This is a genomic window from Streptomyces asiaticus, assembly GCF_018138715.1.
Taxonomy (GTDB): Bacteria; Actinomycetota; Actinomycetes; order Streptomycetales; family Streptomycetaceae; genus Streptomyces; species Streptomyces asiaticus.
The window spans coordinates 8,941,855-8,958,324 of sequence record NZ_JAGSHX010000006.1 but is presented as its reverse complement, the minus strand read 5'-3'; the positions used below and the strand labels follow the sequence as shown (position 1 = coordinate 8,958,324).

1 protein-coding gene is annotated in these 16,470 nt (G+C 71.3%); it reads right to left on the bottom strand.

What is annotated here, in order from left to right:
• Positions 1-10: 10 nt before the first annotated feature.
• Positions 11-16,369 (bottom strand): type I polyketide synthase, encoded by a 16,359-nt coding sequence (locus tag KHP12_RS45740; protein ID WP_211834581.1) that lies wholly within the window; start codon positions 16,367-16,369, stop codon positions 11-13.
• Positions 16,370-16,470: the final 101 nt, after the last annotated feature.

The window sequence follows — 16,470 nt, the reverse complement described above, 5'->3', positions numbered from 1 at the left end:
TCGAGTGCGTTCACAACTGGGTTCCGTCGAACGCCCGTTGGACCAGTCCGGCGATATCCATTCCATCGATCAGGTCGAGCTCCTCATCGGCGGACGGCCGGCTGCCGTCCTGTGCGGCCGCTTCGGTCCTGGCCAGTGACCGCAGTGCAGCGAGCACTCCGGCCTCGCGGAACCGGCTGAACGGCACGGCGGCCAGTACGCGGCGGATCTCCTCCTCATCGGCCTCGGTGGCCTCGTCGTCGCCCTGGTCTCCCAGGAGCTCGGTGCGCAGGTACTCCACCAGCGCGGCGGGCGTGGGGTAGTCGAAGACGAGGGTGGCCGGCAGCCGGGTGCCCAGAGCGGCGCCGAGGGTATTGCGCAGGTTCACGGCCGCGAGGGAGTCGAAGCCCATCTCCTGGAAGGCGCGCTGCGGTTTGACGGCCTCGACACCGCTGTGGCCCAGCGCGATGGCCGTGTTCTCGCGCACCACCTTCATCAGGGCGCGTTCCCGCTCGGCGTCGGAGCCCGCGGCCAGTTCGCGCAGGAACTCCGAGGCGGACTCGTCGGTGGCGTCGTCCGTACGAAGGCTGTCGACGATCTCCTGAACGCCCGGCAGATCACCGATCAGCGGGCTGGGCCGCAGCGAGGTGAACGCCGGGACAAACGCCGACCAGTCGATGTCCACCACGGCCACGAGGGTGTCGTCATGGCGGACGGCGTGTGTCAGGGCCGCCATGGCCGCCTCGGGCGCCATGGGCAGCACACCACGACGGCGCAGCTGCTCCTGGGCCGTGGCATCGGCGGCCACGCCGAAGCCGTCGATCACACCCCAGGCCACCGAGGTGGCCACCAGGCCCCTGGCCCGGCGCCGCTCGATCAGGGCGTCGAGCTGGGCGTTGGCCGCGCCGATCAGCCCCTGGCCACCACCGCCCCACACGCTGGCGACCGATGAGAAGACCACGAACAGGTCCAGCTCCCGATCGGCGAGGAGCGTGTCGAGATGCAACAGACCGTCGACCTTGGCTGCCAGCGTCTCCGCCAGTTCATCGGCGCTGGTGGCATCGGTCTGCGCGATCCGTGCCAGGTCGGCGGTGTGGACGACACCGGAGAGCTCGGGGTACGCGGCGGGGCCGGTGAGCAGCCGCTCCACCGCGTCCCGGTCGGTGAGGTCGGTCGGGCACACCGTCACCTTCGCGCCCAGGCCGCTCAGCTCGTCCCGCAGGGCCACCACATGCGGCGCCTCCGGTTCCGAGTCGACGGTCAGCACCAGGTGCTCGGCACCGGCACCGGCCAGCCAGCGCGCGGCATGCCTGCCGAGACCCTCCGTACCGCCGGTGACCAGGACGGTGCCACGCGGCCGCCACTCCGGCTTGGACACGCCGGTGGGCAGGGGATGGCCTCGCAGCCTGCGTACGAACGCGCCCGTGGCGCGGATCGCGAGCTGGTCCTCATCGCCCGGATCGGCCAGCGCGGCGAGCAGGGTCCGGGCGGCCCGGTCGTCGAACACGTCCGGGAGGTCCACCAGCGCCCCCCATCGGTCCGGCTGCTCCAGCGCCACGGCCAGACCGAGCCCCCACACCGCCGCCTGTTCCGGGGCGCTGAGCCGGTCCGCCGCGCCGACGGTCACCGCGCCTTGGGTGGCGCAGTACAGGCGGGGTCCCGAGCCAGCCGAACCTGCCGAGCCCAGGTCGCCGAGGGCCTGGACCAGCGCCAATGTGGCCGCGACCCCCTCGGTGAGCGTCGCGGAGCCGGGACGTACGCGCTGGTCGAGAGCGAGCAGGGACAGCACACCGCTGACGTCGTCGTGGTCCGCCAGCGCGCCGCGCAGCATTTCGGTGAAGGCGGCACGGTCGGGTGGTTCCGGTCCGTCGAGCCGCAGGGTCGTGGTGCGCAGACCCTGGCGATTCAGCACCGGGGCCACCTGGGCCGCGTACTCCTCGTCCTGGCAGCCGTACGGCAGGACGACCAGCCAGGTGCCGGCGGGTACGCCGGAGCTGGCGCCGGGGAGTGGCTTCCAGGTGACCTGATAGCGCAGCCGGTCCGCCGCGGACTTCTCACCGCGCTTGCGCCGCCAGTCCGACAGCACGCCCAGCGCGCCGCCCATGGCGTCCAGCGCGGCACGGTTCTCTTCGCCGTCGGCCAGGTCCAGCGCCTCGGCCACCGAGCCGAGGTCGCCGCGTTCGACCGCGGCCCAGAACCGGGCGTCGACGGCCTCGGTGTCGCTGGGGACACCGGCGGGGCTCTGGTCAGAGGCGGGCCGAGTGTCATGGAGCCAGTAGTGCGTGCGCTGGAAGGCGTACGTGGGCAGATCGGGGAGGTGGGCGGGCGGAAGGGCGCCGCCGAACAGAGCGCTGAAGTCGATGTGTACGCCCGCCACATGCAGTTGCGCGACGGCGGACATCAGCGCGCGGGGTTCATTGCCCTCCCGCCGTAGCGACGGCACGACCACGGGCCGTTCGGCCGTCTCGTCCGGCACACAGTCCCCGACCATCGCGGACAGCACGGCATCCGGAGCCAGTTCGAGATAGGTGCTCACGCCGTGGTCGGCAAGCGCCCGCACACCGTCCGCGAAGCGCACGGCGGAGCGCACGTGCTCCACCCAGTACTCGGGGGAACGCACCGCCTCTGTGTCCACCAGCCGGCCGGTCACGTTGGAGACCAGAGGGATCAGGGGTGCGGCGAAGGACAGATCGGCGATCGCTTCCTGGAACTCCTGAAGCATGGGCTCCATCCGAGCGGAGTGGAACGCGTGGGAGACCGCCAGACGCCTCGTCCGACACCCCTGCCCCGCCAACTCCCGCGCCACCCGCAGCACCGGCTCCTCATCGCCGGAGAGCACCACCGCCGCAGGACCATTCACCGCCGCGATATTCACCCCCGGCACCAGCAACGGACGCACCTGCTCCTCACCCGCACCCACCGCCACCATCGCGCCACCCTCCGGCAACGCCTCCATCAACCGACCCCGCGCCGCCACCAACACCGCCGCATCCTCCAGCGACAACACACCCGCCACATGCGCCGCCGTCACCTCACCCACCGAATGCCCACCCACGACATCCGGCACAACGCCCCAGGACGCCACCAACCGGAACAACGCGGTCTCCAGCGCGAACAGCCCGGCCTGAGCAAACACCGTCCGCTCCAACAACTCACCGTCCCCGAACACCACCTCCCGCACCGAACCCGATACACCCCCGGCGTTCAGCTCCCGGTCCAACACCTCACACACCGCATCGAAGGCATCCCGAAAGACCGGGAACACCTCATACAACCCACGCCCCATCCCCACCCGCTGACACCCCTGACCAGCGAACAACACCCCCAACCGACCACGCACCACCGAACCCGACACCACCCCCACACCCGACTCACCCCGCGCCACCACACCCAACCCCGCCAGAGCCTCCTCACGATCCCCCGCCACCACCACCGCACGATCCGACAACCCCGCCCGACCACCACCCAACGCAAGGGCGAACTCACCCAGATCCTGGTCCGGCCGTCGATCCAGGAAGGACAACAGCCGCTGCGCCTGAGCACGTAGCGCGCCCTCGCCTCGCGCGGACACCGGAAGAAGCGCCAGGCCGCCCGGCTGCTGCGGTGCGGGCAGGGCCGGGTCGGGGATGTCCGAGGGCTGCTCCAGGATGACGTGGGCGTTGGTGCCGCTCACTCCGAACGCGGACACCCCGGCCCGGCGCGGACGCCCCACCTCGGGCCACGCCCGCTGCTCCGTCAGCAGTTCCACCGCACCCGCCGACCAATCCACCTGCGACGAAGGCTCATCCACATGCAACGTCCGCGGCAACACCCCATGCCGCAGTGCCAGCACCATCTTGATCACACCGGCCACACCCGCAGCCGCCTGCGCATGACCGATGTTCGACTTCAACGACCCCATCAGCAACGGCCGATCACGGTCCTGGCCATACGTGGCCAACACCGCCTGCGCCTCGATCGGATCGCCCAGCGGCGTACCCGTCCCATGGGCCTCCACCGCGTCCACATCGCCCGCCACCAGCCCCGCACCCGCCAGCGCCCGCCGGATCACCCGCTGCTGCGACGGACCGTTCGGCGCCGTCAGACCATTCGACGCACCATCCTGATTCACCGCACTGCCCCGCACCACCGCCAACACCCGATGACCGTTGCGCTCCGCATCCGACAACCGCTCCACCAGCAGCACGCTTGCGCCCTCGGCCCATCCCGTGCCGTCCGCCGAGGCCGCGAACGACTTGGATCGGCCGTCAGGGGCGAGCCCACGCTGGCGGGAGAACTCGACAAAGGCGTCCGGCCCGGCCATCACCGTCACTCCACCGGCCAGCGCCATCGAGCACTCCCCCGCCCGCAACGCCTGCCCCGCCAAATGCAACGCCACCAACGACGACGAACACGCCGTGTCCACCGTCACGGCGGGACCCTCGAACCCCAGCACATACGACACCCGACCCGACAGCACACTGCCCGCGCCGCCGGTCATGAGGTAGCCCTCGGAACCGTCGGGGACTGTGTCGAGACGGCTGGTGTAGTCGTAGTTGACCATTCCCGCGAAGACACCGACGTCCTGGCCACGCAGCGAGGCCGGGTCGAGCCCCGCGCGCTCCAACGCCTCCCATGACGTCTCCAGCAGCAACCGCTGCTGCGGATCCATCGCCAGCGCCTCACGCGGCGAGATCCCGAAGAACTCCGCGTCGAACTCGGCCGCGTCGTAGAGGAAGCCACCCCGCCGCGCGTAGCTGGTCCCCGCGTGGTCCGGGTCCGGGTCGAACAGGTTCTCCAGATCCCAGCCACGGTCCACCGGGAACTCCCCGATGCCCTCGGCCCCCGCCAGGACCAGTTCCCACAGGTCCTCCGGCGAGGCCACGCCGCCCGGCAACCGGCAGGCCATCCCCACGATCGCGATCGGCTCGGTGGGATCGCCCGCCGTCCACGCCGATCCGGTTCGTCCGGTCTCCTGTCCGAGCAGCCGGGCGTGCAGGAACGACGCGAGCGCGGCCGGTGTCGGATGGTCGAAGGCGAGCGTGGTGGGCAGTTCGGCGCCGGTCAGGTCTCGCAGGCGGTTGCGGAGCCGGACCACGTTCAGGGAGTCGAAGCCGAGGCTCTGGAAGGCCCGTTCGCCGTCGATCGCCGACGCGTCGTCGTGCCCCAGCACGGCTGCCACGCTGCTCAGCACCAGGTCCAGGACCAGCCGGTGCCGCTCGGCCTCGGTGCCGGAGATCAGCCGTTCGACGAAGGCCGTGCCGCCGCCCTTGGGGGCCGTGGGCTCCGGCAGCGGGCGAGGACCCGGCTCACCCACTACAAGAGCGTCCGATACGGGGACGTCCGGCCAGTACCGCCGGTGTTGGAAGGCGTACGTCGGCAAGTCGACCCCGCGCCGCGAGGCTCCCGGGAGCAGCGCGTTCCAGCCGACCGGGACACCACGGACATGCAGCCGAGCGAGCGCGGCCACGGCGGCGACCGGATCGGACCGTTCGCCGCCGTGCAACGTGGGCACGAACATGGCCGGGTCGGCACCGTCGCCCAGCGCTTCCTGCGCCATGGCGGTCAGGACACCATCGGGGCCGAGTTCGAGGAAGGTCGTGACGTCCTGGGCGTGGAGTGTGGTGACGCCATCGAGGAAACGGACGGTCCTGCGTGCGTGCTCGACCCAGTAGTCCGGGGAGCACAGCTGGTCGGCAGTGGCCAACTCGCCCGTCACGTTGGAGACGATCGGGACCGCCGGAGGCGCGTACGACAGCCCGGCGGCGATTGCGCGGAACTCGTCGAGCATGCCATCCATGTGCGCCGAGTGGAAGGCATGGCTCACGCGCAGGCGCTTGGTCCGGTGCCCCCTGCTCGCGCATATCCGCTCGACGGCCACCACGGCGTCCTGGTCGCCGGAGACGACGACGGAGGCGGGCCCATTGACCGCGGCGATGTCCACGGCGCCCGGTGCGTCGGCCAGCAGAGAGCGAGCCACCGACTCGGGAACGTTGAGCGCCACCATCGTGCCACCGGGCAGGGCCTGCATCAGCCGCCCCCGCGCGGCCAGCAGCGCGGCCGCGTCCTCGAGGGACAGCACACCCGCCACATGGGCCGCGGTCAGCTCACCCACGGAGTGGCCGGCGAGGAAGTCCGGGCGCACTCCCCAGGACTCGTACAGCGTGAACAGCGCGGTCTCCAGCGCGAACAGCCCCGCCTGCGCGAACACCGTGCGGTCGAGCAACTCCGCTTCGGGGGAACCAGGCTGGGCGAACACGATGTCCCGGACGGGGTGTGCGACATGCCCCGCGTCGACCAGATGGCGGTCCAATTGCGCGCAGGCCGCGTCGAAAGCGTCGCGGAACACGGGATACCGTGCGTGCGGTTCCCGGCCCATCCCCGGGTGCTGGCTGCCCTGCCCGGTGAACAGCACCGCGAGCCGGCCGGGGCTCGTCACGCCTCGCGCCACGGGGCCATCGCTCGGCCCGGCGATGGCATCCAGCCCGCTCAGCAGCTCCGCACGCCCCGAGCCCACGACCACGGCCCGGTGGTCGAATGTGGCCCGTGTGGTGATCAGGGAATGCGCGATGTCGCTCGGGTCGAGCTCCGGGTGGCTGCGGGCGAATTCCGCGAGCCGGGCCGCCTGGCCGTACAGCCCGTCGGCACTCCTGGCCGAGATCACCCACGGTACGGCGGGGATCGCGTCCGGGTCCTCCGTGGCGGGCTCGACGGCGGTGGCCGGTGCCTGCTCCACGATCACATGGGCGTTGGTGCCGCTGACGCCGAACGCGGACACCCCGGCCCGGCGCGGACGCCCCGCCTCCGGCCACGCACGCCCTTCAGTCAGCAGCTCTACCGACCCCGCCGACCAGTCCACCTCCGGGGTGGGGGCGTCGACATGCAGCGTCCGCGGCAGCACACCGTGCCGCATCGCCATGACCATCTTGATCACACCGGCCACACCCGCGGCGGCCTGGGCATGACCGATGTTGGACTTCACCGAGCCCAGCCACAGCGGCCGGTCACGGTCCTGGCCGTACGTGGCGAGGATGGCCTGCGCCTCGATGGGGTCGCCCAGTGCCGTACCCGTGCCATGCGCCTCGACCACGTCCACCTCGGCGGCCGACACACCCGCGCCGGCCAGCGCCTGACGGATGACACGCTGCTGTGACGGGCCGTTCGGCGCCGTCAGCCCGTTGGACGCGCCGTCCTGGTTCACGGCGCTGCCCCGCACCACCGCCAGCACCTGGTGACCGTTACGCTCCGCGTCCGACAGCCGCTCCAGGAGCAGCACACCCACGCCTTCGGCCCACCCCGTGCCATCGGCCGAGGCGGCGAAGGGCTTGCACCGGCCGTCGGCCGACAGTCCGCGCTGGCGGGAGAAGTCCACGAAGGCGTCGGGCCCGGCCATCACCGTCACCCCACCGGCCAGCGCCATCGAGCACTCCCCCGACCGCAGGGCCTGCGCGGCCAGATGCAGTGCCACCAACGACGACGAACACGCCGTGTCCACCGTCACCGCGGGTCCTTCCAGCCCCAGGGTGTAGGCCACGCGTCCGGACAGGACGGCCGCGGAGACCCCGGTGATCCGGTGCCCCTCGACCTCGTCCGGAACGTGGCGCAGGCGGATCGCGTAGTCCTGGGTGTTCATTCCGGTGAACACACCGATGGCACTGCCGGCCAACGTTGTCGGGTCGATCCCGGCCCGCTCGAACACCTCCCATGAGGTCTCCAGCAACAGCCGCTGCTGCGGATCCATCGCCAGCGCCTCACGCGGCGAGATGCCGAAGAACTCGGCGTCGAACCCGGCGGCGTCGGGCAGGAAGGCGCCGTGCCGGACGTAGGAGGTACCGGGGTGGTCCGGGTCGCGATCGTAGAGCGCGGACAGATCCCAGCCACGGTCGTCCGGGAAGTCGCCGACGGCGTCACCGCCTTCACTGATCAGCCGCCAGAAGTCCTCGGGGCTGTTCACCCCACCCGGAAAGCGGCAGCTCATTGCCACGATGGCGATGCCATCGTCCGGAGTCCCGCGCGCAGGTACCGGGGCGGCGGGGGCGCTCGGCGACCCCAGCAGCTCGGTGCGCAGATGCCGGGTCAGGGCCCGTGGGCTGGGGTGGTCGTAGAGCAGGGTCGAGGGCAGCCGGAGGCCGGTGGCGGCGTTGAGCCGGTTGCGCAGTTCCACGGATGTCAGTGAGTCGAACCCTAGCTCCCGGAAGGCCCGTTCGGCGGCGATGCCGTCCGTCGACGAGTGTCCGAGCACCTCGGCAGCGTGGTGGGTGACCAGGTCCAGCAGCGTCTGCTCCCGCTCGGCGGCGTCCACCGACTCCAGCCGCCGTACGAGGTCGGTCCGCGACGCTGCCGTACGACTCACGACCCGGCGGCCCGGTGGCACCAACTTGTGCAACAGAGGGAGGACCGGAGCGGCGGCCGCGCTGGTGCGCAAGTCCGCGAGGTCCAGCCGGGCCGCCACCAGCGCGGGCGTGGCACTGCGCAGACCGGCGTCGAACAGCGCCAGACCGGTCTCCTCCGACAGGGCGGTCACACCGAAGCGCCGGGTGTGCTGCCGCAGGTCGGCCGCGGTGAGATGCGCGGTCATCTCGCTGCTGAGCGCCCAGTGGCCCCAGGCGAGGGAGGTGGCCGGGAGCCCTTCCGCCCTGCGCCGCTGAGCGAGGGCGTCCAGGAAGGCGTTGGCCGCGGCGTAGTTGGCCTGTCCGGGGTTGCCGAAGACGCCCGCGGCCGAGGAGAACACCACGAAGGCCGCGAGGTCCATGTCGCGCGTCAGCTCATGCAGGATGAGGGCCGCGTCCGCCTTGGGGCGGAGGACGGTGTCCAGCCGTTCGGGTGTCATGGCGGTGACCACGCCGTCGTCCAGGACCCCAGCGGTGTGCACGACCGCCGTGAGGGGCGCTTCGGCGGGGAGCGAGGCCAGCAGGTCCGCCACTGCGGTGCGGTCCGCGATGTCGCAGGCCACGGTGCGTACGGACGCGCCCAGCGTACCGAGTTCGGACTCCAGCTCCGCCACGCCTTCGGCCGCGCGGCCACGGCGACTGACCAGCAGGAGGTTGCGTACGCCGTGCTCGGCCGCGAGGTGCCGGGCGAGCAGCCGGCCCAGTGCACCGGTGCCACCGGTGATGACCACCGTGCCGGTCGGGTCCAGCGCTCGCGGTGGCTCGTCCCCGCTCGGCGTGGCGCGCACCAGCCTCGGTATGGATGCCGCCCCGGCGGTGATGGCGATCTGCGGTTCGCCGGTGGCCAGGGCGGCGGGCAGCAACGCGCCGGAGGCGCCGTCCTCATCCATCGCCACCAGGACCAGCCGGCCCGGGGCCTCGGACTGTGCCGAGCGCACGAGCCCCCAGACCGCCGCGCAGATCGGGTCGGTGACCTCGCGCGTGACGATGACCAGCCGCGCGTCCATCTCCGGCGCGGCCAGCCACGCCTGGACCCACTCCAGCGCCCGCGAGGTGAGCTCTCGGAGGCCGTGCGCGGTGTCCGTCAGGTCCACACGTACGAAGGGCGGTACGTCGCCGTGGTCGGCCAACGTTGTCAACTCGGCCGGGCTCGTCACCGTCACCACCGGCGGATCCGAGGAGGCGGAGGGGGCAGGGAGGGGAAACCACTCCACCTCGAACAGCGCGTCCTGCGGGTCCGTCCCGGCTGCCGACACCCATACGTCGTCCGGAAGCGGCCGCGACGTCACCGAGCCCACGGACCCGACCGCCCTCCCGGTGGAGTCCGCCAGCTGCACCTTCACGCCGCCCTGGCCGTCCGGGCTGACGCGCGTACGCAGTGCGGTCGCGCCGGTGGCGGACAGGGACACCGTGCGGTAGGCAACGGGCAGTGCCATTGCCTCGGCGTGCGTGTCGGCGTGGCATACGGCTTCCAGCAACGCGGGGTGGAGTGTGTAGCGCACGGCTTCGGCCTGCTGGCCTTCGGCCAGCTCCACCTCGGCGAACACGTCGGTGCCACGGGCCCACGCCGAGCGCAGCAGACGGAACGCCGGGCCGATGCCACGTCCGGCCCGTGCCAGATCCTCGTACACCTGGTCCACATCGACGGGGGTGGCTCCGGGCGGAGGCCATGTCGCGAGGTCGACATCGGGCGCGGTGGTGGCCTGGGCGAGCATGCCCGTGGCGTGTCGGGTCCAGTCCGTACCGCGCGACGCGTTGCCCTGCTGGCGGGAGTGGACGGTGAGGCGTCGTCGACCGGCCTCATCCGCCCCACCGACGACCACCTGGAGCTGCACACTCTTGCCCTGGGGCAGCACGAGAGGGGCCTCGATCAGCAGCTCGTCGACGGCGCCGCAGCCGACCTCGTCACCGGCGCGGACCGCCAGCTCCACGAAGGCCGATCCGGGGAGGACGGCCGTACCGGCCACCGTGTTGTCGGCCAGCCAAGGGTGGGTGCTCAACGACAATCGGGAGGTGAACAACACCCCGTCCGTATCGGGCAGTTCCACCCAAGCGCCCAGCAGAGGATGCTGAGCACCGGCGAGGCCGACGGCGGTCACCTCACCGCTCCGGGGGCCGCTCTTGAGCCAGTAGTGCTGGTGTTGGAAGGCGTAGGTGGGGAGGTCACACGCGGTGTGCGCGGGGACGTTGCCAAGCAGGGCGGTCCAGTCGACGGGGACACCACGTACATACGCCTCGGCCACGGAGGTGAGCACACGGCGCATACCACCCTCGTCCCGGCGCAGTGTCCCGGTCACCACCACCGGTCCGGCATCCACCCGCTCCGCCGCCGCCTCCATGCTCATCGTCAGCACCGGATGCGCACTCACCTCAACAAACGCCCGGAAGCCCTCCTCCAGCAGCCGCTCAATGGACGGGGCGAACCGGACCGTGCTCCGCAGATTCCGATACCAGTACCCGGCATCCAACTCAGCCGTGTCCAGCCACTCCCCCTCCACCGTGGAGAAGAACGGAATACGCGAAGACACCGGCCGGACCTGCGACAACGACCGAGCCAGCTCACCCTCGATCGCCTCCACCTGCGCCGTATGCGAGGCATAATCCACATCCACCCACCGCGCCCGCACCCCCACGCCCTCACACTCCACCACCAACTCCCCCAACGCCTCCGGCTCACCAGCCACCACCACCGACAACGGCCCATTGACCGCCGCAACCTCAACCCGACCGACCCAACGGGACACCAACAACTCCGCCTCGCTCACACCCACAGCCAGCGACACCATCCCACCCAAGCCCGACAACCCCGCCGCGATCGCACGACTCCGCAACACCACCACCCGCGCCGCATCCCCCAACGACAACCCACCCGCCACACACGCCGCCGCAATCTCCCCCTGCGAATGCCCCACCACCACCGACGGCACCACACCAGCCGCCAACCACACCCGCGCCAACCCCACCATCACCGCAAACGACACCGGCTGCACCACATCCACCCGATCCAACGACACACCACCCCCAACACCCCGCACCACATCCACCAACGACCACCCCGTCAACGGATCCAACACCCCCGCACACTCCCGAAGCCCCTCCGCAAACACCACACTCGACTCCAACAACTCCGCACCCATCCCCACCCACTGCGCCCCCTGACCAGGAAAAACAAACGCCACCCGACCCCGAACATCGGCTTTGCCCACCCCACCGCCCTCCACCACCGCCGCCAACCCCGCCAACGCCTCCTCCCGGCCCCCCGCCACCACCACCGCACGATCCGACAACCCCGCCCGACCAGAAGCCAGCGCCGCCCCCAGCTCCCCAACGCCCAACCCTGGACGAGCTTGGACGTACTCCAGCAACCTCCGCGCCTGCCCCCGCAACCCCGCACCACCACGCCCCGACACCACCAACGGCACCACACCACCCGGAACCTCCGACACCGGCACCACATCAACCGCCGACTCCGGCGCCTGCTCCAAAATCACATGCGCATTCGTCCCACTCACCCCAAACCCCGACACCCCCACCCGACGCGGACGCCCCACCTCCGGCCACACCCGCTCCTCCGTCAACAACTCCACCGCACCCGCCGACCAATCCACCTCCGGCGAAGGCTCATCCACATGCAACGTCCTCGGCAACACCCCATACCGCAACGCCAACACCATCTTGATCACACCAGCCACACCCGCAGCCGCCTGCGCATGACCAATATTCGACTTCAACGACCCCAACCACAACGGCCGCCCCTCAGGACGATCCTGCCCATACGTTTCAAGCAGCGCCTGCGCCTCGATCGGATCACCCAACGGCGTACCCGTCCCATGGGCCTCCACCGCATCCACATCGCCCGCCACCAGCCCCGCACCCGCCAACGCCCGCCGAATCACACGCTGCTGCGACGGACCGTTCGGCGCCGTCAACCCATTCGACGCACCATCCTGATTCACCGCACTGCCCCGCACCACCGCCAACACCCGATGCCCACGCCGCTCCGCATCCGACAACCGCTCCAAAACCACCACACCCACACCCTCGGCCCACCCCGTGCCATCCGCCGAGGCCGCGAACGACTTGCACCGCCCATCGGCAGCAAGCCCACGCTGACGGGAGAACTCCACAAAGGCGTCCGGCCCGGCCATCACCGTCACCCCACCGGCCAGCGCCATCGAGCACTCCCCCGCCCGCAACGCCTGCCCCGCCAAATGCAACGCCACCAACGACGACGAACACGCCGTATCCACCGTCACCGCAGGACCCTCGAACCCCAGCACATACGACACCCGACCCGACACCACGCTCGCCGAGGTGCCGGTCATCAAGTGGCCTTCCAGACCGGCGGGGGCATCTGCCCCCTCGGTGGAGCCGACTCCGTAGTTCTGATGCATCATCCCGGCGAAGACGCCCACGTCCTGGCCTCGTAACGAGACCGGATCGATCCCGGCCCGCTCCAACGCCTCCCATGACGTCTCCAGCAGCAACCGCTGCTGCGGATCCATCGCCAACGCCTCACGCGGCGAGATCCCGAAGAACTCCGCGTCGAACTCCCCCGCGTCATGCAGAAACCCGCCCCGACGCGCATAGCTCGTCCCCGCGTGATCCGGATCCGGATCGAAGAGGTTCTCCAGATCCCACCCCCGATCCGCCGGGAACTCCCCGATACCCTCACCACCTGCCAGAACCAGCTCCCACAACTCCTCCGGTGAGCCGACCCCACCCGGCAACCGGCAGGCCATCCCGACGATCGCGATCGGGTCATCGACCAGACCCGGCCCCGCGACCACGGCCGAACCCAGAGCCGAGTCCGGGGCCGAAACCGGGGTGGAGCCCGGGGCCGAAACCGGGACGGTCGGCACTCCCGTACCGCCCAGCAGTTCCCGCCGCAGCAGGCTCCCCAACGCCACCGGTGTGGGGTGGTCGAAGGCGGAGGTGGCGGGCAGACGGAGCCCCGTGGCCTCGCTCAGCCGGTTGCGCAGCTCCACCACCGTGACCGAGGTCAGGCCCAGGTCGGTGAAGGCCCGCTCGGGCTCGACGGCCTGTTTGTCGGCCAGGCCCAGCAGGTCGGCCAGGTGTTCGCGGACGAGATCGGTGAGCAGCCGGTCCCGGTCGGCCTCGTGCGCGCCCATCAGCCGCTCCCGCAGGGCGACCGTGACGGCCTCGTCCACGGTGGCGGTACGCGCCGGGATGTCGATCAGGTCCTGGAGCAGCGGGGAGGTCGTCCCGGTCCCGGTCGGCACGGCGGTCGGGTCGAGTTTCATCGCGACGAGTTGGGCCTCGTCCACGGCCAGGGCGGCGTCCAGCGCCGCGAGCGACTCCCGAGAGCTCAGGGCGCCGGCCGTCTCGTCGGTCTCCTCCTCCCACGGCCCCCAGGCGATGGACTGAGCCGGTACCCCTCGCACACGCAGATGCTGGGCATAGGCGTCGAGGAAGGCGGCGGAGGCGGCCTCGGTGGTCTCCCCCGCCGCGCCCAGCACCCCCTTGGTCGAGGAGGACAGCACGAGCGCGGCGAGGTCGGCGTTCCGGGTGAGCTCGTACAGCGTCCTGGCCTCGGCGGCCACGCGCCCGTCCGACGGCTCGTCCACGGCCTCCCAGGCGTGGACGACCACGCTCAAGGGCCTGATCGCCTTGGCCAGCGCCCGCCGCAGTTTGGTGCGGTTGTCCAGCTCGCATTCGACCAGTCGGACATCGGCTCCGGCATCGGTGAGCTGGGTACACAGCTCGTTGGCCAGGCCACCCTGCCCGGGCGGGGCGATCAGCAGCAGTCGGCGGACTCCGTAACCGGCCACCAGATGCCGGGCGATCGCCGCACCGCGCCGGGTGTCCACTCCGGTGACGACGGCGGTGCCCTGGGGGTCGAAGGCCACGGACGCATCCCGCTCGGCATCCGGCCCCGTGCCCAGACCCACGTCCAAGGCCACGCGTTCAAGCCGTGGCAGCAGTACGACGCCCGAGCGCACCGCGCTCTGGGGCTCGCCCGACGCCACCGCCGCCAACAGTCCGCCCACGCACGCCTCGTCACCCGGCTCGTCGAGGTCGACGATGGCGATACGACCGGGATGAGCGGCCTGTAGGGAGCGCACCAGCCCCCACAGCGCGGCCCGCTCCGGGTTCGGCACGTCCTCGCCCGTGGTCGTCGCCACGGCGCTTTGGGTGGCCACCACCAGCAGCGCATCGGACAGCTCGGCGGAGGCCAGCCACGCCTCGACGTCCCTCAGGACACCCTCGGTGGTGTCCGTGAGGGCCGACAGCAGAGCCACGGCGGGCGGAGGACTTCCGGCGGCCACCGCCGCTCTCAGGTCGGCCGTGTCGATGTACTCGCCCAACTCGGTACCGCCCGAGGCCCGCAGCGGACCGTCGAGCCCGGGGGCCTGCCGTCCGAGCAGGGCCCAGCGGCCGGGCCATGGCTGAGGGGCCGACGGTTGTGGGATCCACCTCGTACGGAAGAGCGCGTCATGGTGGGCGTTGCCGACCGCACGCAGCCGTGCCGGGCCGTCCAGCAGCCGGTGCCGGGTGACCTTGCCGGTCGCGGTGCGCGGGATCCGCTCGATCTCGTACAGCTCCTCGGGCACCTTGAAGTACGAGAGCCGCTCCCGGCACAGGGCGAGCGCCTGGGCCGGGTCGAAGCCGCCGGGTGCGGGGACGACGAAGGCCACCGGGACTTCGCCGAAGACGTCGTGCGGCTTGCCCACCACGGCGGCGTCGGCCACGCCGGGCGCCATCCGCAGGACGTCCTCCACCTCGACGGGGTGGATGTTCTCCCCGGCGCGGATGATGAGTTCCTTGAGCCGCCCGGTGACCGTCAGATAGCCGTCCCGGTCGCGGCGGGCGAGGTCGCCGGTGTGGAACCAGCCGTCCCGCAGCGCCTCGGCGGTGGCTTCGGGCTGGTTGTGGTAGCCCGCCATGATGTTCGGGCCGCGGACCCACACCTCGCCCTCGGTCCCGTCGGGCACGTCCAGGCCGGTGCGGTGGTCGACCACCCGCAGGGCGAGGCCGGGGACGGGGAGTCCGCAGGAGCCCTCGACCCTGGGCCCGGTGGGCCAGTTGATGGCGATCGAACCGGAGGTCTCGGTGCTGCCGTACGCGTCGATGAGCGGAGCCCCGAAGACGTCCTCGACCGAGCGCCGCAGCGCCGCCGTGGTCACGGCCCCGCCGACCAGGCCCACCCGCAGGTCAGGGGTGGTGGATCCGGGCGCCTTGGAGGCGCGGACGAGGTAGTGGTACAGCGTGGGGACTCCCGCGATGACCGTGGAGCGCTCCTGGCCCCAGAGCTCCAGCACATCTTCGGCGGAGTGTCCGTCGGTGATCCGGGCGGTCGCCCCGACGGCGGTCACGGCGAGCACGCACACGATGTGGGAGAGGCTGTGGAACAGGGGCAGCGGCCAGAGCACACGGTCCTCGGCGGTGAGGCCGAGCGCGGGTACGTACGACGCGGCGACCGACCAGAGGCAGTTGCGCTGGGTGGCGAGCACGCCCTTGGGCTTGCTGGTGGTGCCGGAGGTGAAGAGCATCCAGGCGATGTCGTCGAGGCCGTGGTCGTCGCGGGCCGGTGTGTCCGGCTCGGTGGTGGCGAACCGCTCGTAGGACAGGCTGCCCGCGGGTGCCGGGTCCTCCCCCACCACCAGCACGGTCTGTGGGCTCGCCCCGGGTCGCAGCCGGCGCAGCAGCGGCAGGTGGGCGGAGTCCGTGATGACGACCTGACTGCCGCTGGCGGTGAGCAGATGGTCCAGCTCGGCCTGCGAGACATGCGGATTGACCGGGACGCCGATCCCCCCGGCGCGGACAGTGGCGAAGTAGCTCTCCACCATCTCGACGCGGTTGCCGAGGTACATGGCCACGCGGTCGCCCGGCAGCAGGCTCAGCCCGGCCAGATGGCCGGCGAGCCGGCGGGTGCGCGCCTCCAGCTCGGCGTAGCTGATGGCGCGCCGGGCGTCGGCGTAGGCGGTCTTGGTTCCGAAGCGGCGGCTCTGTTCGGTGAGGAGGTCCTGGATCGGGCGGATCAGTTCGGCGCGCAGCATGCCACCTCTCCCCTCCCTGCGGTCAGGGTTCCAGGTGACGCGTCAACGGCTTCACCCGCTTCCAGCTTCACACCGGAAAACTAGGAGAATCCCCTGATTCA

Excerpts from the sequence above, each read along its gene's own strand:
- KHP12_RS45740 (WP_211834581.1), bottom strand. The coding sequence starts at position 16,369 with ATGCTGCGCGCCGAACTGATCCGCCCGATCCAGGACCTCCTCACCGAA.